14 protein-coding genes and 2 pseudogenes are annotated in these 19,476 nt (G+C 62.6%); 5 read left to right on the top strand and 11 right to left on the bottom strand.

Annotation, left to right across the window (positions count from 1 at the left end):
- Positions 1-24: 24 nt before the first annotated feature.
- Both AB4O05_RS15445 and AB4O05_RS15440 read right to left on the bottom strand, forming a co-directional pair.
- The gene (locus AB4O05_RS15445; RefSeq protein ID WP_460136751.1) at positions 25-1,299 is read right to left on the bottom strand and encodes a glucarate dehydratase family protein; all 1,275 of its coding nucleotides are present in this window, start codon (positions 1,297-1,299) and stop codon (positions 25-27) included.
- Positions 1,296-2,660, bottom strand: coding sequence for an MFS transporter (locus tag AB4O05_RS15440; protein WP_460136752.1), 1,365 nt, complete (start codon positions 2,658-2,660; stop codon positions 1,296-1,298). The genes AB4O05_RS15445 and AB4O05_RS15440 overlap by 4 nt, the downstream gene beginning before the upstream one ends.
- Before the next feature lie 108 nt (positions 2,661-2,768).
- Between AB4O05_RS15440 and AB4O05_RS15435 the strand changes: the two genes are divergently transcribed.
- The 5 genes from AB4O05_RS15435 (at position 2,769) to AB4O05_RS15415 (ending at position 9,897) form a co-directional block, all read left to right on the top strand.
- Positions 2,769-3,668 (top strand): LysR family transcriptional regulator, encoded by a 900-nt coding sequence (locus AB4O05_RS15435; protein ID WP_460136753.1) that lies wholly within the window; start codon positions 2,769-2,771, stop codon positions 3,666-3,668.
- A 1,142-nt stretch (positions 3,669-4,810) separates the two neighbouring features.
- The gene (locus AB4O05_RS15430; protein WP_460136754.1) at positions 4,811-5,269 is read left to right on the top strand and encodes a (2Fe-2S)-binding protein; all 459 of its coding nucleotides are present in this window, start codon (positions 4,811-4,813) and stop codon (positions 5,267-5,269) included.
- A complete protein-coding gene (locus AB4O05_RS15425; RefSeq protein ID WP_460136755.1) occupies positions 5,269-7,506 on the top strand; it encodes a xanthine dehydrogenase family protein molybdopterin-binding subunit in 2,238 nt (745 codons plus the stop codon). Before AB4O05_RS15430 ends, AB4O05_RS15425 begins: the two co-directional genes overlap by 1 nt.
- A 16-nt stretch (positions 7,507-7,522) precedes the next feature.
- A complete protein-coding gene (locus tag AB4O05_RS15420; RefSeq protein WP_460136756.1) occupies positions 7,523-8,863 on the top strand; it encodes a c-type cytochrome in 1,341 nt (446 codons plus the stop codon).
- A gap of 170 nt (positions 8,864-9,033) precedes the next feature.
- A complete protein-coding gene (locus AB4O05_RS15415; RefSeq protein ID WP_460136757.1) occupies positions 9,034-9,897 on the top strand; it encodes a diguanylate cyclase domain-containing protein in 864 nt (287 codons plus the stop codon).
- 55 nt (positions 9,898-9,952) lie between these two features.
- Here the strand turns inward: AB4O05_RS15415 and AB4O05_RS15410 are convergent, their stop codons facing one another.
- The 9 genes and pseudogenes from AB4O05_RS15410 to AB4O05_RS15370 all read right to left on the bottom strand — a co-directional run bounded on the left by AB4O05_RS15410 (position 9,953) and on the right by AB4O05_RS15370 (position 19,475).
- Positions 9,953-11,275, bottom strand: coding sequence for a chloride channel protein (locus tag AB4O05_RS15410; protein WP_460136758.1), 1,323 nt, complete (start codon positions 11,273-11,275; stop codon positions 9,953-9,955).
- Between the two features lie 92 nt (positions 11,276-11,367).
- Positions 11,368-12,438, bottom strand: a complete 1,071-nt coding sequence (locus tag AB4O05_RS15405; protein ID WP_460136759.1) for a protein-glutamate methylesterase/protein-glutamine glutaminase — start codon at positions 12,436-12,438, stop codon at positions 11,368-11,370.
- Positions 12,435-12,956 (bottom strand): chemotaxis protein CheD, encoded by a 522-nt coding sequence (locus tag AB4O05_RS15400; protein WP_460136760.1) that lies wholly within the window; start codon positions 12,954-12,956, stop codon positions 12,435-12,437. The genes AB4O05_RS15405 and AB4O05_RS15400 overlap by 4 nt, the downstream gene beginning before the upstream one ends.
- On the bottom strand, positions 12,949-13,752 hold the full coding sequence (locus AB4O05_RS15395) for a CheR family methyltransferase (RefSeq protein WP_460136761.1): 804 nt from the start codon (positions 13,750-13,752) through the stop codon (positions 12,949-12,951). Before AB4O05_RS15395 ends, AB4O05_RS15400 begins: the two co-directional genes overlap by 8 nt.
- A gap of 20 nt (positions 13,753-13,772) precedes the next feature.
- Complete coding sequence (locus tag AB4O05_RS15390) at positions 13,773-14,216, bottom strand: chemotaxis protein CheW (protein WP_460136762.1); 444 nt, start codon at positions 14,214-14,216, stop codon at positions 13,773-13,775.
- A 142-nt stretch (positions 14,217-14,358) separates the two neighbouring features.
- Positions 14,359-14,871: a chemotaxis protein CheW gene (locus tag AB4O05_RS15385; RefSeq protein ID WP_460136763.1), complete on the bottom strand. Its 513-nt coding sequence runs from the start codon at positions 14,869-14,871 to the stop codon at positions 14,359-14,361.
- Positions 14,872-14,994: 123 nt separating this feature from the next.
- Positions 14,995-15,720 (bottom strand): annotated as a pseudogene (locus tag AB4O05_RS15380) (methyl-accepting chemotaxis protein); the annotation flags it as partial.
- 6 nt (positions 15,721-15,726) lie between these two features.
- Positions 15,727-17,292 (bottom strand): annotated as a pseudogene (locus tag AB4O05_RS15375) (MCP four helix bundle domain-containing protein); the annotation flags it as partial.
- Positions 17,293-17,315: 23 nt separating this feature from the next.
- Positions 17,316-19,475: a chemotaxis protein CheA gene (locus AB4O05_RS15370; RefSeq protein ID WP_460136764.1), complete on the bottom strand. Its 2,160-nt coding sequence runs from the start codon at positions 19,473-19,475 to the stop codon at positions 17,316-17,318.
- Position 19,476 lies beyond the last annotated feature (1 nt).

The raw sequence follows: 19,476 nt of genomic DNA, 5'->3' as shown, positions 1-19,476 counted from the left end.
ATTGAAGCGGCGACGCAAGCCGCCTCAGAAGCGCGGTTTGACGGTTTTCCACGCCGGTTGATAACGCTGCATCTGTTTCACGTCATCGCGCTGGCGAATACCGCAACTGAGGTATTGATCGTGCAGCTTGCCCAACTGGTCATGGTCCAGTTCCAGGCCCAACCCTGGCGCGCGGGTGATCCGCACGCAGCCGTCGACGATCGGCAGCTTGCCGCCCTTGATCACCTCTTCGTCCGGCTCCTGCCAGGGGTAATGGGTGTCGCAGGCGTAGTCGAGGTTGGGCACCGACGCGGCCACGTGGGCCATGGCCATCAGGCTGATACCCAGGTGTGAGTTGGAGTGCATCGACACCCCGAGGCCAAAGGTCTGGCACATTTTCGCCAGCACTTGGGTGTCGCGCAGGCCACCCCAGTAATGGTGGTCGGCAAGCACGATCTGCACGCTGTCGAGTGCCACGCTGCGGCGCAGTTCGTCAAAGTCGGTGACCACCATATTGGTCGCCAGTGGCAAGCCGGTGCGCTTGTGCAGTTCGGCCATGCCCTCCAGGCCGGGGGTCGGGTCTTCATAGTATTGCAGGTCATCACCGAGCAACTCGGCCATGCGAATCGAGGTTTGCAGCGACCAGTTGCCATTCGGATCAATACGCAGCGGCACATCGGGGAAGGCCTTTTTCAAGGCCTTGATGCACGCGACCTCATGCTCGGGTTGCAGCGCACCGGCCTTGAGCTTGATGCTCTTGAACCCGTAGGTCTCGATCATGCGCCGGGCCTGGGCGACGATCTGCACTTCATTGAGCGCTTCGCCCCAGCTGTCGGGCTTGTAGGGTGAATCGATGTGCTCGGCGTATTTGAAGAACAGGTAGGCGCTGAACGGAATCTGATCACGAATCGCGCCGCCGAGCAGGTCCACCAGCGGCACATTCAACGCATGCGCCTGCAGGTCGAGAAAGGCCACCTCGAACGCCGAATAGGCATTGCTCACCGCCTTGCTCGCGTGGGAACCCGGCGCCAGTTCCGCGCCGCCAAGGCTCGCCGGTTTATGCGCGGCCACAGTGGCCTGGACGATGGCGCGCAGCCCGTTGAGGTTAAACGGGTCAAGGCCGATCAGTTGCTGCTGCACCTGTTGCTGGATCGCCAGCGCCGGGGCATCGCCATAGCTCTCACCCAGGCCGATGTAGCCGGTGTCACTTTCGACCTCGATGATCGAACGCAGCGCAAAAGGCTCATGAATGCCGCTGGCGTTGAGCAAGGGCGGGTCGCGGAAGGCAATCGGGGTGACGGTAACGCGGACAATTTTCAAGAGGCGGCTCCCTGTGGACCTGGACGCAAGGCGTGATGAGTGGAAGGTGTTGACGTGGGGGGCACACCGCCCCGTGGCGCGGTGCGAGCGAAGAACACCACCACCGCTGCCAGCAACGAAGTCGCGGCCAGGCCATACAGGCCGCCCTCGATGGACCCGGTGGTCTGCTCCAGCAGACCGAAGGTGGTGGGCGCGACGAAACCGCCCAGGTTGCCCACCGAATTGATCAAGGCAATCACCGCCGCCGCGATCCGTGCATCCAGGTAGCCCTGGGGGATCGGCCAGAACAGCGCCGAGGCGGCCTTGAAGCCAATCGCGGCAAAACAGATGGCGACAAAGGCAAACACCGGCCCGCCGGTGGTGGACATGAACATGCCAACGGCGGCGATCACCAGCATCAGTGAAACCCACGCCTGCTGGTGCTTCCACTTGCTCGCCAGAGACGCAAAAACGTACATGGCGACGATGGAAATCAACCAGGGGATCGAGTTGAACAAGCCCACCTGGAAGTCACCCAGGTTGCCCATTTTCTTGATCATGCTCGGCAGCCAGAACGTGGCGCCGTAGATGGTCAGGGCGATGGAGAAGTAGATAAAGCAGAACAGCGCGATCTGCTTGTCGGCCAGCAACTTGAACATCGACGGCCGCACGCTCTGGCTGGCTTCGCGTGCCTGCTGCTCCAGGGTGATGGCGCTGACCAGGGCGTGCTTTTCTTCGTCGCTCAGCCATGTGGCCTGGCGGGGATGGGACTGCAACCAGCACCACACAAACCCACAGAGCACGATGGAGGCGAAGCCTTCGATCAGGAACATCCACTGCCAGCCATGCAGGCTCAAGCCGCTGACGTTGAGCAGCGCCCCCGAGACTGGCCCGGAGATCACCGACGCGATGGCCGAGCCACTGAGGAAAATCGCCATGGCCTTGCCACGCTCGGCAGCCGGCAACCATTGGGTGAAGTAGTAAATGACCCCTGGGAAAAACCCGGCTTCGGCAGCGCCAAGGATAAAGCGCAGGATGTAAAAGCTGGTTTCACCCCGTACGAAGGCCATGGCCATCGCGGCGGCGCCCCAGGTGAACATGATGCGCGTCAACCAGGCTCGCGCGCCGTAACGCTGCAACAGCAGGTTGGAGGGTACTTCGAAGATCGCATAACCGATGAAGAACAGCCCGGCGCCCAGGCCATAGGCCGCCGCGCCAATGCCCAGGTCGGTTTCCATATGGCTGCGCACAAAACCGATATTGACGCGGTCGATGTAGTTGACGATGAACATCACCACGAACAGCGGCAATACATGGCGCTTGACCTTGGCGGCCGCGCGGGCGAGCACGGTCGGGTCTGGCGGATTCTGGAGGGTATCCACGGGGCAACTCCCATTCATTGTTTTTTTAAGGGACGCAGGGATCATGGACGCCAGGGATTGTTCCCGTCTAATCTAACTTGGCATGCGATTGATACCGGGATTAGATCAATGTTCGAACTGACGCAACTGCGCTGCTTCACCACCGTGGCCACCGAGCTGAATTTCCGCCGGGCCGCCGAACGCCTGAACATGACCCAGCCGCCGCTGAGCCGACAGATCCAATTGCTCGAGCATCACCTGGGCGTGGAGCTGTTTACCCGCACCACCCGCAGCGTCGCCCTCACCGCCGCCGGCCGAGCCTTTTTCATCGAGGCGCAGAACCTGCTGGAGCGCGCCCAGCAAGCAGCCGTCACCGCACGGCGCTTTGCCGAGGGCGATATCGGTACGGTCAATATCAGCTTCGTCGGCAGCGCAGTGTATGAGTTCTTGCCCAAAGTCATCGCCGAAGCGCGGCTCAAACAGCCCCACGTCAAGATCGACCTGGCGGAGATGAACACCTACCAGCAATACGAAGCCCTGCGCGCCCGACGCATCGACCTCGGTATCGTCCGCGCGCCCCTGCTCGAACCCGGCTACGCCACCGAATGCCTGGTGCGCGAGCCGTTTGTGCTGGCAGTGCCGAGCAGCCATCCGTTGGCCCGTGTCGAAACGGTCAGCGTGCACGACCTGGATGCGCAGCCCTTCCTGATGTATGCCCATTCCGCCTATCCACCGTTCAACGAACTGCTCACCGGCCTGCTGCGCTCGGCCCGCGTGGCACCGGAGTACGTGCAGTGGCTGGGCTCGTCCCTGACCATCCTGGCGCTGGTCAACGCCGGCATGGGCCTGGCCCTGGTGCCGCGGTGCGCCAGCAGCGTGGTGTTCAAGAACGTGGTGTTCCGCGCCATCGAACTGGGCGAAGGCGCGCAGAGCGAGCTGCACCTGATCTGGCGCGAAGACAATGACAACCCGGCGTTTGGGATGTTGCTGGAAGGAATTCGCAGTGCGGTGCGCGAGGGGTGGGGTTGAGTGTCGATGACTGACAAGCCATGGCGATCATTGCTGGCATTTGGTCATGATTTGTAAAGTGCCCCCGCTCGGCAGGGGCACTGACCGATCACTTTTGTAGGAGCGAGCTCGCTCGCGAAAAACCTGAGGACGCCGCGGGGGATCAGGTTTTTCGCGTTATCGTTGACGTTTTTCGCGAGCAAGCTCGCTCCTACAGAAGGGCCTGGGTGCCCCGCTCGGCATGGGCACTGACCGATCACTATTTGTAGGAGCGAGCTCGCTCGCGAAAAACCTGAGGACGCCGCGGGGGATCAGGTTTTTCGCGTTATCGTTGACGTTTTTCGCGAGCAAGCTCGCTCCTACAGAAGGGCCTGGGTGCCCCGCTCGGCATGGGCACTGACCGATCACTATTTGTAGGAGCGAGCTCGCTCGCGAAAAACCCGAGAACGCTGCGGGGGATCAGGTTTTTCGCGTTATCGTTGACGTTTTTCGCGAGCAAGCTCGCTCCTACAGTGGGGCCTGGGTGCCCCGCTCGGCATGGGTACTGACCGATCACTGTTGTAGGAGCGAGCTTGCTCGCGAAAAACCTGAGGACGCCGCGGGGGATCAGGTTTTTCGCGTTATCGTTGACGTTTTTCGCGAGCAAGCTCGCTCCTACAGAAGGGCCTGGGTGCCCCGCTCGGCATGGGCACTGACCGGTCACTATTTGTAGGAGCGAGCTTGCTCGCGAAAAACCTGAGGACGCCGCGGGGGATCAGGTTTACCGCGTTATCGTTGACGTTCTTCGCGAGCAAGCTCGCTCCTACAGAAGAGCCTGGGTGCCCCGCTCGGCATGGGCACTGACCGGTCACTTTTGTAGGAACTAGGCGTTCACCCTCGCTCCTGCAGAGCCTTTACAAAAGTGACACGTCGTAAGGGCGTACCCCTAAGTGGCCGTTACCGCAGCAATGGATATGTACCCGGTTTTATCAAAAGCGCTAGGGCTCCAACGCCCAACGCAGTCACCCAATCCTGTTGAATACTTGCCTGATCCTCTGAACTTGAGCCCCATCAGATAGATACCCCTTGCGCGGTGGTCTAGAGTTCGACGATGGGCGACCTATAGTCGCACCCCCCTATAAGAAATCAGCACCACCAACCGATGATCAGCAGGTGAGTTCGCCATGGAATTACGTATCAACCAAAAGGCCTATCAGGTCGACGCCGACGCCGACACGCCCTTGCTGTGGGTGATCCGCGACGATCTGGGCCTGACCGGCACCAAATACGGCTGCGGCCTGGCCCAGTGCGGCGCCTGCTCGGTGCTGGTGGACGGCAACGTGGTGCGCTCGTGCGTGACGCCGGTGGCCGGTATGGTCGGTCGCGAGATCACCACCATCGAAGCCATCGAGACCGATGAAGTGGGCAAACGCGTGGTCAGCGCCTGGGTCGAGCATCAGGTGGCGCAATGCGGTTATTGCCAGTCCGGGCAGGTGATGGCGGCGACCGCGCTGCTCAAGCACACCCCCGCCCCCACCCAGGACCAGATCGACGCGGCGATGGTCAACCTGTGCCGCTGCGGCACCTACAACGCCATCCATACCGCCATGTCTGACCTGGCCGCCGGGAAGGAGACCGCCTGATGAACACACCTGAACTGATCCCCGGTGTGCCCTTGGGCGAACCGATCAACCTGTCGCGTCGACGCTTCCTGGCCAGTACCGCAGTGGGCGCGCTGGTCATCGGTTTCGGCCTGCCGCTCGGCGCTTCCCGTGTGCAGGCCGCCACTGGCGCCGCCGCTGAACGCGGCACCCAGGTGCCGGCGTTCCTGGAGATTCGCCCGGACGGTACGGTGCGCCTGCTCAGCCCGTTCATGGAAGGCGGCCAAGGCACCCACACGGCCATGGCGCAGATCGTCGGCGAAGAGCTGGACGCCGACCCGGCCACGTTCATCGTCGAAGCCGCGCCGCCCGGCGATGCGTACGTGGTGATGGACAACGGCATGCGCATCACCGGCGGCAGCATGTCGGTGCGCACGAGCTACCCGACCATGCGCCGCCTGGGCGCCCTCGCCCGCGCCATGCTGCTGCAGGCCGGCGCCGAGCAGCTCGGCGTGTCGGTGAGTGAGCTGAGCACCCAACCGGGCCGCGTGGTACACGCGGCGTCCGGCCGCTCCCTGGGCTATGGCGAGTTGGCCGGCCGCGCCCTGGACATGCCGGTGCCGGATGCGGCCAGCATCACCTTGCGTGACCCGAGCCAGTTCCGCTGGATCGGCAAACCGGTCAAACGTGTGGACGCCTACGACAAATCCACCGGCAAGGCGCTGTACAGCATCGACTTGAAGGTCGACGGCATGCTCCACGCCGCCGTGCAGCACGCGCCACGCCTGGGCATGACCGTGGGCAGCCTGCGCAACCAGGCGCAGGTTCAAGCCATGAAAGGCGTGCATTCCGTTCACCCACTTCCCGGCGCCGTGGCCGTGGTGGCTGAACGTTGGTGGCATGCCAAGCGTGCGGTGGAGGCGATCCAGGTCGACTGGCAGGAGCCGGGCGCCGATTCCAAGGTCCGCGTCATGCCCGCGGACTTTTCCAGCGACGGCTTCCGCGACGTCCTCGCCGCCCAGCAAGGCCCGGCCCGTGACGATGAAAACGAAGGCGATGTGGCCGCTGCGCTGAAAAACGCCAAGACCCAGGTCGAAGCCACCTACCACAACCAGTACCTCAACCATGCCCAGCTGGAGCCACCGTCGGCCCTGGCACGCTTCAACCCCGACGGTTCCCTGGACATCTGGCTACCCAACCAGGCGCCGGACCTGTTCCGCGCCGATATCGCCAAACGCACGGGCCTGGCGCCCGAGCAAATCAACCTGCACTCGCCGTTGCTGGGCGGTTTTTTCGGCCGGCATTTCCTGTATGACTCAGCCAGCCCCTACCCGCAGGCCATTGCGCTGGCCAAGGCGGTGGGGCGCCCGATCAAGCTGATCTGGAGCCGTGAGGAAGAGTTCCTGCGCGATGTACTGCGCCCGGTCGCCGTGGTCAAGTTCCGCGCCGCACTGGACGCCGACGGCCTGCCGGTGGCCATCGAGGCGGTCAGCGCCACCGAAGGCCCCAGCGAAGCGATCGCCGGCAAGCAAGGGGAAAAGCTCGACCCTACAGCCCTCGAAGGGTTGTCGGGCAAACACTACGCCATCCCGAACAAACGCATCGCGCAGATCTACGTCAAAGGCCCGGCCATGCTCGGCTACTGGCGTTCGGTGGGCAATTCGCTCAACGACTTTTTCTACGAAGCGTTCCTCGACGAACTGGCGGACAAAGGCGGCCGCGACCCGTATGAACTGCGCCTGCACCTGCTGCGCGACAATCCACGGTTGACCACCCTGCTCAACGCCGTGGGCGAGTTGTCCGGCGGCTGGAAACGCGGGCCCTATACCGCCGAAGACGGCACGCGGCGTGCCCGTGGCGTGGCCATGGCCTCGCCGTTCGGCTCCCATGCGGCGGTGATCGCCGAAGTGTCGATTGAAAAAGGCCAGGTCCGGGTGCATCACATCTGGGAAGCCATCGACCCCGGCAGCATCGTCAACCCGGCGATCATCGAGGCGCAGGTCAATGGCGCCGTGGCCCTGGGGTTATCGCAGACGTTGCTGGAAGAGGCGGTGTATGTGGACGGCAAGCCACGGGCGCGCAACTACGACCTGTACCCGATCCTGCCGTCGTCACGCATGGCGCAGGTGCATGTAAAAATCATCGAGAGTGGCGAAAAAATGGGCGGTATCGGTGAACCGCCGCTGCCCGCCGTGGCGCCCGCCGTGGTCAACGCGGTGGCGCAGTTGACCGGCCAGCGTGTGCGCAGCCTGCCATTAAGCCGACACACCTTCAGCTAACCGAGCGAGACCGCCCATGAACAACCGTCGATTCGCAAGAACCGTAGGCTGGCTCGCGCTGCCCTGCCTGGTCGCCGCTGGGCTGTTGGCCTGGTATGTCACCCGCCAGCCCGCCTCACCGTTCGAACAGGAACAGGCCGCCAGTTTCGACCCGGCCCAAGTCAGTCGCGGCGAGTACGTCGCGCGCCTCAGCGACTGCGTGGCCTGCCACAGCCTGCCAGGCAAGGCACCGTTTGCCGGCGGCCTGGAAATGGCTACGCCGCTGGGGGCGATCCATGCCACCAATGTGACCCCGGACCGCACCACCGGCATCGGCGCCTACAGCCTGGCCGACTTCGACCGCGCGGTTCGCCACGGCGTGGCGCCGGGTGGGCGACGGCTCTACCCGGCCATGCCCTACCCGTCTTACGCCAAGCTCAGCGACGACGATATACGGGCGATGTACGCGTTTTTCATGAAAGGCGTACAGCCGGCCAAGCAGGCGAATATCCCCAGCGATATTCCCTGGCCGCTGAATATGCGCTGGCCCATCGCACTCTGGAACGGCCTGTTCGCGCCAACCGCCACCTATGCCGCCAAACCCGATCAGGACCCGGTGTGGAATCGCGGCGCCTACATCGTCCAAGGCCCCGGCCACTGCGGCAGTTGCCACACGCCGCGCGGGCTGGCGTTCAACGAAAAGGCCCTGGATGAGTCCGGCAAACCATTCCTCGCCGGTGCCCTGCTTGACGGCTGGTATGCACCGAGCCTGCGCCAGGACCCGAATTCCGGGCTGGGGCGCTGGAGCGAGCCCGAGATCGTACAGTTCCTCAAGAGCGGGCGTAACAGGCACGCCGTGGTCTACGGCTCGATGACCGAGGCGTTCAACAACTCCACCCAGTTCATGGCCGACGACGACCTGGCCGCCATCGCCCGCTACCTCAAGTCACTGCCCGGTGACCCGCAGCGTGACGGCACGCCCTGGCAGTACGTGAATGCCGAGATACGCCAGGACGTGCCCGGCGCCCATACCTACGCGATCCGCTGCGCGTCCTGCCATGGCCTCGACGGCAAGGGCCAGCCCGACTGGATGCCACCGTTGGCCGGTGCCACCTCGGCCCTGGCCGGCGAGACCGCGTCGGCGATCAACATCACCCTCAACGGCTCACAGCGCGTAGTGGCCGCCGGCGTGCCGGATGCCTACCGCATGCCGGCGTTTCGTGAGCAGTTGTCCGACCAGGAGATCGCCGAGGTGCTGACGTTCGTGCGCGGCACCTGGGGTAACCAGGGCGGTGCGGTGGACGCCAAGGCGGTGGGCACACTGCGCGGGCATACCGATCCCGCGAGCAGCAGCCCGATCATTCTGCATATGCGCTGATGCCTGGCCGCGCAGGGCGGTGACGATCTCTGCGCGGCCCCCATCAAGCCTCTCGTCTGAGCGTCTGGTTGCATTCGTCGGGCAATGCGTAAAAATTTGCAGGATTGCGCGCCGCCTCTCTTCATGATCGGGCTATGATCGGCCGACATGAACCAGATGCCCAATGTCCCATGTCCGTTGACCTGCAAGCGCTCTACCCCAAACTCATCCACCTGATGCTGGATACGGTCTTTGTCGTCGACGGTGACAGCCAGATTGTCTTTGTCAGCGATGCCTGCGAGGCGCTGCTCGGCTACCGTGCCGAGGAGCTGATCGGCACCCCGATCACCCACTACATGCACCCTGACGACCTCGCACGCACCCGAGCCTCGATTATCCGGGTCATGAATGGCCAGCCCCATGTCGACTTTCGCAACCGTTATATCCGCAAGGACGGCAGCATCGTGCACATCCTGTGGGCCGCCTTCTGGTCCCCGGAGGTGGGCGCGCGGATCGGCGTCGCGCGGGATGTGACAGCCCTCACCCAAGCCGAGGAAGAGCTGCGTTTCCTCGCCCACCATGATCCGCTGACGGCCCTCACCAACCGGTCGCTGTTCAACGATCGACTCGATTGCGCCCTGCAAACCGCGAAGATTCACAACCACACCCTGGCGTTACTGTTTCTGGACGTCAATGATTTCAAGAGCATCAACGATGTGCATGGCCATGCCATGGGCGATCGCGTGCTGTGTGTGATTGCACGCCGGTTGGAACGCTGCGTGCGTGGCAGCGACCTGGTGGCCCGGATGGGCGGTGATGAGTTCACCGTGCTGCTGACGGATCTCCCGTCGCGGGATGCGGTTGCCGCAAAGGTGGCGCAGATACTCGCGGTCATGGCCGAACCGCTGGGTGCCGAGTTTGGCGCGGTGAAGATGCCGTCCTGCAGTATCGGCACGGCGTTTTACCCGGCCGACGGAGAGGACGCGGATACGCTGCTCAGCCATGCGGACGGTGATATGTACCGAATCAAAAGGCACCGGATTGCAGGTGAGTGACGAGGGCTCACGGTGCTCACCTCTTCGTTAAGCATCAGGCACACTATGGCGGCCCCTATGGCGTGCTTTTTTGCGTGGCGGCGTCACTGCCTGGCGCTTGCAGAAAGCCACGCGCCAACTGTTGATAGAGCTCGGGGCCCATCCTGGCGCTGACGGCCTTGGCAATCAGCGCGACCGCCATCAGGCTGATCACCATGCCATGGCTGTCGATCATCTCCATCACGATGATCGCTGAGGTGATCGGCGATTGGGTGACCGCCGCCAGGAACCCCACCATGCACAACGCGATAACGGGCTGTGCAGCCAAGCTGAAGAACTCGGCGACGTTGGCCCCGACGGCCGCCCCTACCGCCAGGGAAGGAGCAAAGATGCCGCCCGGGATACCGGAAAAATAAGTCACGACGGTCGCAAGGAAACGCGTGATCGGCGCGTGCCAGGGCAAACCGACGTCGGACACGAGGATCTGCGAGGTGATGCCGTAACCGCTGCCAAAGGACATCCCGCCACTGAGCCAGCCGAGCACCGCCACGATCAGGCCGCAGCCACCCGCGAACCACACAGGGTGCAGGCGCCGCCATTCCCATACCGCCAAGTGGCGATAGCGCTGTGGCCACAGCAGCATGCGACTGAACAACCCACCCATCAGGCCACAACCGATGCCAATCGCCAGGACCGGAATCACGATATCGAGGTTGGCCTCTTGCACGTCGAAGTGGCCGAAATAGTTGTAGTTGCCCTGCAAGGCGATCGCGACCATCCCCGACAGGATGATCGTGCTGAGCAACACCCCGCTGGTGCGGGTTTCCAACTTGCGTCCCAACTCCTCCACCGCAAAGGCCACACCGGCCAAGGGCGTGTTGAAGGCGGCGGCAATGCCGGCTGCGCCACCGGCGAGGATGAGGTCTTCAGGGCGGATGATTCGCGCATTGGGCAGATAGCGGTGAAAGAAATGCATGATCGAGGCGGCGACTTGAACCGAAGGGCCTTCGCGGCCGGCTGAAAATCCACCGGTCAAGGCCAGGGCACCCAGGCCTATCTTGGCGAAGGCCAGGCGCAACGACACCAACGTATCCACGGGTTTGCCCTGGCGGGCCAAGCGTGTCGCCGCGATCACCTGGGGAATACCGCTGCCCTGGGCCCCGGCAAAAAACCGGCTGGTCATCCACACCACCAGCATGCCGATCAGCGGTGTGTAGATAAACGGCAGCCACGGTCGTTCGGCGGCCTGTTGAGCGAACTGCATCAATGCCAGATCGGCCAGTCGGGCGAACATCACCACCAGCAACCCGGCGAGCGTGGCGGCTGTCCAGAGGGTCACTCGCGTGCGCCATCGGATCGAGGCGAAACGACGACGTATCAGCACTATCGGTTTGATCACCCGCGCGGATTCCCGTTGTTGAGGTTCAATAAAAGGCGGAAAGCAAGATTAACGGGTTAAACGGTCAGGTCCAACTGCCAGCAGGCAATCAGTCAGCGCCGCGGTTGCAGAGATTGCAAAATCGCGGCTGCTATCTGTTCAAGCGGCAACTCGCGCTCCACGGCGCCGAGCTTGAAGGCCTCCTTGGGCATGCCGTATACCACGCAGGATTCTTCATCCTGGCCCAGGGTGCGGGCACCGTTGTCGTGCATTTCCTTCAGGCCACGGGCGCCATCGTCGCCCATCCCGGTCATGATGATCCCCAGCGCGTTACCGCCGGCACTGCGGGCAACGGAGCGAAACAGCACATCCACGGAAGGCCGATGCCGGCTGACCGGGGGGCCGTCCACGATGTCTACCTGGTATTGCGCGCCGTTGCGCTTGAGCACCATGTGCCGGCCCCCGGGAGCAATCAATGCGCAACCGGGGATCACCCGGTCACCACTTTTCGCTTCCCTGACCTCGATCTCACACAAGCGATTGAGTCGCTCGGCAAACGCTGCGGTGAAGTGTTCGGGCATGTGCTGCACGATCACGATGCCTGGGCATACCCTGGGCAGCGCGGTCAACACCAGCTCCAGGGCTTGAGTACCGCCGGTGGAGGTGCCAATGGCGACAATACTTTCAGTAGTGCGCGCCATCGCCTGGGTGCCCGCCGGCAGAATCACGTCGGCATTCAACCTGGGCGGGATACGCCCGCTCGACGGCACCATGCGTTTCATATTGGCCTTGGCGGCGGCCTTGACGGCCCCCGCCAACTCATCGGCGCTATCGGTCAGGAACTGGCGCAAATTCAACTGCGGCTTGGTGACGATACTCACAGCTCCGGCGGCCAACGCTTGCATGGTGGTGGCCGCGCCCTTCTCGGTCAAGGTCGAGCAGATGACCACTGGCGTGGGGTGTTCGGCCATAAGTTTCTTGAGGAACGTAATGCCATCCATCCGCGGCATCTCGACGTCCAGCACAATCACATCCGGCCATTGCTTGTTCATTTTGTCCATGGCGAACACCGGGTCCGCCGCCGCGCCGATCACTTCAATGGCGGGGTCTTGTCCCAGGGTCGCCGTCAATACCTGGCGGACTACCGCGGAGTCGTCGATGATCAGTACTTTGATAAGACTCATATCGCACGCTCTCCATGAGGGCCGCTGAGGGGCTGCTGCAGCGCCAGGTAGTTGAGTTGAATGTTGCCATTGGCCAGGTCGAACACCACGGTGCGATACCCCACGCCTTCCACGTGCCAGTTGACGCACCGCAGGTGATGCGCATCGAACAGGCGCCTGGCCTGCTCGACATTGCGTTGCCCAACGTAGTGATTGTCCGGGCGCACCAGCCCGGGGAACATGTTCCCGCCGCCATACACATTGATTCTGAACTCCGTCGGCGGCACTTTGATTGCGTGCATCCGCGCCAATAACAACTGGAGGGCTTCATTGCCGTAACGGCCGTCCAGCACCGGCGAGCGGGACACGGTGCGCTGCGGGAGCAGGTAGTGACACATGCCCCCCACCAAGCGTTGCGGATGCCAGAACACCAGGGCCACGCAAGAGCCCAGCACCGTACGCAGCCGAATCGTGCCTGAGCCGAAAAACCACTCGCCGGGATTCAGGAATACCTCGCGGGAGGGTTGAGTGTCAGGCATGTGGCCTCCGGTAGATTGAAGGTTTGACCAGCCGCAGCTCATCGGTCACGCCATTGAGGCTTTCCGAATGGCTGACCAGGAAATAGCCGCCGGGCTTGAGGTGGCTGACCAGTCGCTTGACCACCTGCACTTTGGTGTCGTTGTCAAAATAGATCATCACGTTACGCAGGAAGATCACGTCAAACATGCCGACTTTCGGCAGCGGGTTATTCAAGTTGATCGCCTGGAAATCGATCCGCGACGCCAGCGCCGGTTCAACCATGAAGCACCCGTGGTTGGCACCGACGCCCTTGAGGCAGTATTTGTTGAGCAACGCTTCGGGAATGCCCCGCGTACCGTCGAGGGGATAGCGGCCTTGGCGGGCCTTGTCCAGCACGCGGCTGCTGATGTCCGAGGCGACAATCTCCCAAGGCCGCCCGCCCAGGTTGTCCGCCAGCACCATGGCCAGGGTGTAGGGCTCTTCACCCGTGGAGCAGGCGCCACTCCATACCCGCAGCGTGCCGCTGCCACGCAGTTCGGGCAGGGCCACATCGCGCAGGAAATCAAAATGCTTGGGTTCGCGGAAAAAGTAGGTTTCGTTGGTGGTCAGCATGTCTACCGCCACCTGCAGTTCCTTGGCGTCCTTCATCAGCACCTTGTAGTAAGCGCCGTAGGTCGTCAGGTTGAACACCTGCAGTCGCTTGGCGAGCCGAGTGCTCACCAACTGTTTTTTGGCATCGGACAGGCTGATGCCAGCGATCTGATGGATAAGGGTGCGAAATTGCTGGAACTCGGCGTCGGAGAGAATCACGTTCATAAGGGCACCCCAAAGTCGAGTCAGGCGGTTGCAGGCAGCAGGGATTCAAGGTTGGACAGCACATCGACCTGTTCCAGGGACAACACGCGAGCGATATCCAGCAACAGCACAAAACCGCTTTCCAGTTTGCCGATGCCCACCAGGAAATCGGCCCTGACCTCGCTCCCGACGTTCAGCGAAGGCTCGATGTCCTGATCGGCGATTTCACGCACCTCGCTGACCGCGTCCACAATGATGCCCACCGGTTTGCGCACGGCACCGGTCTGCACCTCCAGGATCACAAAGCAGGTTCTTGACGTCTGTACCGTACGTTCGCCGCGAAAACGCACACCGAGGTCCACCACCGGTACCGCGGCGCCGCGCAGATTGATCACGCCACGGATGCTGGCAGGCAGCAACGGCACGCTGGTGATCGGCCCGTATTCGATGATTTCCCGCACATTGAGCGTGCCGACGGCAAACATCTCCCCCCCAACTCGAAGGTGAGGTATTGGCTCGGGTTCGAGACCGTCGCATTGCCTGGACTGTCGATGGATAACGCCATGATTCACCTCGGATCAATTGCTTTGCGGCCGTGCCTGGCGGCACGGTCGTCGGTCATGCACCTCAAGCGCTCATCAGCCCGGCGATCTCATCGACGCACAACACCTGCTCGATTTGCAGCAGCGTGACAAACGCACCTCGCACCTTGGTCATCCCTCTGATGAAATCGGTACGAATAGGGTTGCCGAAGGCCGGCGCGGGCCTGATGTCGCTGTCGTGGATCTCGATCACTTCGCTGACCGAGTCCACCACCACCCCCAGCACCTGGGACTCGCCCTCTTTCGCCGCTTCCAGAATGACGATGCACGTGCGGTTGCCCAGGGCTGTCGCCCCCTTGCCAAACCGCGCCTTGAGGTCCACCACCGGCACCACCGAGCCGCGAAGATTGATCACCCCGCGCAGGAACGCCGGCATCATCGGCACGCTGGTCACTTGGCTGTACTCAATGATTTCTCGAACACTCAAGGTATTGACCGCGTACATCTCCTGGGCAGCCGAGAAGGTCAGGTACTGCAAGGGCGCATCGACTTGCAGCGCTGGCGCTGCAGTGTCCGGCACAACGGCTGAGGCGCTCATGGGTCAACTCCCGAAGCGGACGAAACCGCTCTCCACCGCACGGCCGTCATGCTCCGGCATGGACGCCGCGCGACTCAGGCCAGGCATTGCGACAGCCCGCCCGGCACGCTTGCTTTGCACGGTGAAGAAGCCCATCAACTCCTGCAACTGCTCGGCCTGGCCACTCATCTCCTCGGCCGTCGCGGCCAGCTCCTCGGAGGCCGAAGCGTTTTGCTGCGTCAGTTGGCTCATCTGCGACATGGCGCTGTTGATTTGCTCGGAGCCGATGGATTGTTCTTCCGAGGCGGCCGCGATTTCCTGCACCAGGTCGGAGGTCTTGGCGATTGAGGGCACGATCTCATCCAGCAGGTTGCCCGCGCGCTCCGCCAGGGCCACGCTGTTCTTGGCCACTTCACTGATTTCCTGCGCCGCGATCTGGCTGCGCTCGGCCAATTTGCGCACTTCCGCCGCCACCACCGCAAACCCTTTGCCATGCTCGCCGGCACGCGCCGCTTCGATCGCCGCGTTGAGCGCCAACAGATTGGTCTGGTAAGCGATGGAATCGACGATGCCGATTTTTTCCGCGATGGTCTTCATCGCCGCCACCGTGTCCTTCACGGCGCGACCGCCTTCGGAGGCCTCTTTGTTGGCCTTGCCCGCCATGCCATCGGTCACCTTGGCGTTTTCGGTGTTCTGGGCGATGGACGCCGACATTTCCTCCATCGACGCCGAGGTCTGCTCCACCGATGCGGCCTGTTCGGACGCCGATTGCGCCATGCTCTGGGCAGTGGCGGAGATCTCCTCGGACGCACTGGACAGCGAATCGGCCGACCCGCGCACTTCGCCGATGATTTCCGAGAGTTTTTCCACGGTGTCGTTGACCGAGTTTTTCAGCTCCAGGAACTTGCCCTGATAGTCGCCGACGATAGTCCGGGTCAGGTCGCCGCTGGAGATGGCCGACAACACGTCCATGGCTTCAGTGATCGGCACGATGATCGCATCCAGCGAACCGTTGATCCCCAGGATGATGCGGCGGAAATCGCCCTGATGCCGAGAGGCGTCAGGCCGGGTGTCGAGTTTGCCGATCATCGCGCTGTCGCTGATCTGACGCGTGTCGTCGACCAGGGCCAGAACGTTGGCGCGCAGTTGCTCGATGTTTTCGTTGATAAAGGCTTTCTTGCCCGGGAATTGTTCCAGGGGCGCTGCCAGATCGCCTTCGCCGAACGCGCGGATACACGCCATGGCCTTTTTCTTCACACTGATATGGCCGTTGACCATGTCATTGATACCCTGACCGATTTCGCGGTACGAACCGCGAAACCGCTCGACATCGATCATCACGTCAATGTCGCCTTTTTCGTGCTCGCGGGACATGTGCTGCATTTCATTGATCAACGCCAGCACATTGCTGCGCAGCAGCTCGATATTTTCATTGATAAAGGCTTTTTTGCCGGGGAACTGTTCCAGCGGCGCCGAAAGATCACCTTCACCAAAGGAGCGGATACACGCCATAGCCTTTTTCTTGACCGCGATATGGCCGTTGACCATGTCGTTGATACCCTGGGCCATCGAACGGTAACTGCCGTGAAAGCGGCCGGCGTCGATCTGTGCGTCGATCTCGCCCTTGTCATGCTCGCTGGACATGCGGTTGATCTCCACGACCATCCCATGCAGGCTCGTGCCCAGTTGGTGCATGGAGGCCATCAGGCTCGTGGTATCGCCCGCCTTGAGCGAGGCCTTGGCATCCAGTTCCCCCGCGCTGAGGCGCGCGGCGAAGGCGCGAACGATGACCGGTTCACCGCCGAGCTGACGCATCAGGTTGCGCGCCAGAAAGGCGCCCATCACGCCAGTGGCCAGCAGGGTCAGTGCGCTGATCAGCAGGATGATGTAGCGGGCATTCTGCTCGGTGCGGGTGGCCAGCAATTGCCCCTTGCGCCCCTGCTCCAGGTTGTATTGGCGCACATCGGATATCGCCGCCTGAATCGACGCTTGCAATGGCTGACTCGCCTCGAGCAGCGCACGGCCTCCAGTGGTATCGCCCGCTTCGATCAATTTGTCGAACCGCGTCTGCGCGTTGGCAAACGCGTCAAACCGGGTGCGCAATTGGTTCAACAGCGCGGCATCATGCTCGTCTGAAACCAGTTGGGTCTTGTAGCGCTCCAGCGCCTTATCGACCACGCTGACATGCTGCGCCACCGCTTCGGCGTAGGGAGGCACAGTGCTTTTGTCCGAATCATTGAGGCGCTGCCATTGCAAGGCATGCAGACTGGCAATGGCCTCGGCGGTCCGATCGATCTCCAGCAGGCTGGGTACGGTATTGACACTGGCGTAACTGGCGCTGGAATTGATTTCATCGGTCAAGTAGAAACTGGCGCCACCCAACACGAAGACGCCCAGCATTGCCGTGAAAACCAACAGCGTAATATTTTTGATAACGGTCATGGCGAGGAACTCCTGATGACGCTTTATTGAGTCGATAAGGGACTTGGGGTCGAACGGTTGGTGGCTTCCTTGGCAACGAGTCCTAACAGATTGGGAATATCCAGAATCAGGGCCACGGCCCCACTCCCGAGGATGGTGAACCCACCCAGCCCACGGGCATCCCCAAATACCTTGCCCAAGGGTTTGATCACGGTTTGAAACTCTCCCTGCAAGCGATCGACCACCAGGCCGGCACGCAGGCCGGCGTAGTGCACGACCACCACGTTTTCCCGGTTACCCCCCGGTTCCTGCACGGCAAACAAGTCGCGCAAGCGCAGGATCGGCAGCACATCACCGCGCAGGTCCAGGAAACCGGTTTCGGCGCCCTGCCCAGGCGCCAGCTCGATGCACTCCTCCACCATGTTCAGCGGGATCACATAAGAGGCTTTGCCCACGCCAATCAGGAAGCCGTCGATGATGGCCAGGGTCAGCGGTAAACGAATGCGTACCGTGGTGCCCTGCCCCTCTTCGCTCTCAAGGCTGACGCTGCCACGCAAGGCGGTGATATTGCGCTTGACCACATCCATGCCGACCCCTCGGCCGGACAGGTTGCTGACCTGGTCGGCGGTGGAGAACCCCGGCTCGAAGATCAGATTCAGGATGTCTTTTTCAGCCGGTATCTGGCCTTCCCCCACCAGGCCGCGCTCGCGGGCCTTGGCCAGGATTTTGTCCTTGGCCAGGCCACCGCCGTCGTCCGACACCTCGATCACGATGCTGCCGGATTCATGGTAGGCATTCAGGCGCACCGTGCCCTGGGCCGGTTTGCCACGTTGCAGGCGCGTCGCCACCGCCTCGATGCCATGGTCCATGGCATTGCGCACCAGGTGGGTCAATGGGTCACCAATGCGCTCGACAACGGTCTTGTCCAGCTCGGTTTCGCCGCCGCCGATGCGCAGCACGATGTCCTTGCCCAACTCTTTGGACACGTCGCGGACCACCCGCTGAAACCGCGTGAAGGTCGCGCCGATCTGCACCATGCGCAAGGTCAGCGCCGAGTCACGCACCTCCTCGACCAACCGCGACAACAGGCTCGTCGCCTCGATCATCTCGCCGATGCCACTGCGCACCGCCACCAGGTTGGCGCCGGCACCGGCGATGATCAGCTCACCGACCAGGTTGATCAGTTGATCCAATTTGGCGGCGTCGACCCGAATCAGATTGCTTTCGTTGCTGGTCGCGCCTTTACCGGCCTTGGTCGACGGTGCCAGCGAACCCTGCACGACGTCAGGCTCGCCAAGCGAATCGGCGGGCGAATCGGCGGGCGTCGGTGCACCCTCTTGAGCCACGAGCACGGCCTGGGCCTCAGTCAAGGTGCCGCACTGCACCCACAGCGCCAGCAGCGCGGCATTGTCCTGGGGCAGCGCGTCGATGTGCGCGCGGCACGCCTGGACACTGGCCTGCGGTGCCAGGATCAGCACCAAGGCGTCATCGCGTACGAAATCAAAGGCGCCGTCGATAACCTCCCGGGAAGCGTCGCTGGCCAGCGCCAGTTCAAAGCCCAGGTAGTTGGTTTCCGGGTCCATCGACGGCAACGACGGTAATGCGTCAAACAACGTGACGGTATGCAGCAACTGCCCCAGCGTGCCCAGGTAACGCAGGAATGCCAGGGGGTCCATGCCATTGCGCAACACATCCGGACCAAAGCGTAGCGACAGATGCCAGTGGCCAGGCCCCGCCTCCTGGCCGGCCGCCGGCGGAGTGTCTTGAGGGCGCGCGGAAGCGGCCGCCACCGGCGTGTCCAGATACTGCGCCAGACGCTCTGCCAGCCGCTGGCCCTGAGCCCGCAACGGTTCATCCAGCCGATCAAGGTGGCCATCCTCGGCCAGCAGGTCGATCAACTGGCCGATATGGTCACGGGCGTCGAGGAACAACGCGCTCAATGCCTCGTCTACACGCACTTCCAGGCTGCGTACACGGTCCAGGACGCTTTCGGCGACATGGGTGAACTCTACGATGGGCATCAGGCCAAACAGGCCGGCCGAGCCTTTGATGGTGTGGGCCACGCGGAACAGGCTGTTGATGGTGTCCAGGTCCTGCGGCGACTGCTCGATCTGCAGCAGCGCGTCTTCCATTTGCAACAGAAGCTCGCGACTCTCGGCAATGAAGGTCTGCAGCACGTCATCCATGTTCATGGGCTGGGCCATA

Source organism: Pseudomonas sp. S1_G07 (genome assembly GCF_054668565.1).
The sequence above is the reverse complement of the archived record's forward strand: the minus strand, read 5'-3'. Positions and strand labels throughout refer to the sequence as shown.

Coding starts and splice junctions, on each gene's coding strand:
- AB4O05_RS15420 (WP_460136756.1), top strand. CDS start 7,523: ATGAACAACCGTCGATTCGCAAGAACCGTAGGCTGGCTCGCGCTGCCC.
- AB4O05_RS15400 (WP_460136760.1), bottom strand. CDS start 12,956: ATGCCTGACACTCAACCCTCCCGCGAGGTATTCCTGAATCCCGGCGAG.
- AB4O05_RS15385 (WP_460136763.1), bottom strand. CDS start 14,871: ATGAGCGCCTCAGCCGTTGTGCCGGACACTGCAGCGCCAGCGCTGCAA.
- AB4O05_RS15405 (WP_460136759.1), bottom strand. CDS start 12,438: ATGAGTCTTATCAAAGTACTGATCATCGACGACTCCGCGGTAGTCCGC.
- AB4O05_RS15370 (WP_460136764.1), bottom strand. CDS start 19,475: ATGGCCCAGCCCATGAACATGGATGACGTGCTGCAGACCTTCATTGCC.
- AB4O05_RS15395 (WP_460136761.1), bottom strand. CDS start 13,752: ATGAACGTGATTCTCTCCGACGCCGAGTTCCAGCAATTTCGCACCCTT.
- AB4O05_RS15435 (WP_460136753.1), top strand. CDS start 2,769: ATGTTCGAACTGACGCAACTGCGCTGCTTCACCACCGTGGCCACCGAG.
- AB4O05_RS15430 (WP_460136754.1), top strand. CDS start 4,811: ATGGAATTACGTATCAACCAAAAGGCCTATCAGGTCGACGCCGACGCC.
- AB4O05_RS15390 (WP_460136762.1), bottom strand. CDS start 14,216: ATGTTTGCCGTCGGCACGCTCAATGTGCGGGAAATCATCGAATACGGG.
- AB4O05_RS15415 (WP_460136757.1), top strand. CDS start 9,034: ATGTCCGTTGACCTGCAAGCGCTCTACCCCAAACTCATCCACCTGATG.
- AB4O05_RS15425 (WP_460136755.1), top strand. CDS start 5,269: ATGAACACACCTGAACTGATCCCCGGTGTGCCCTTGGGCGAACCGATC.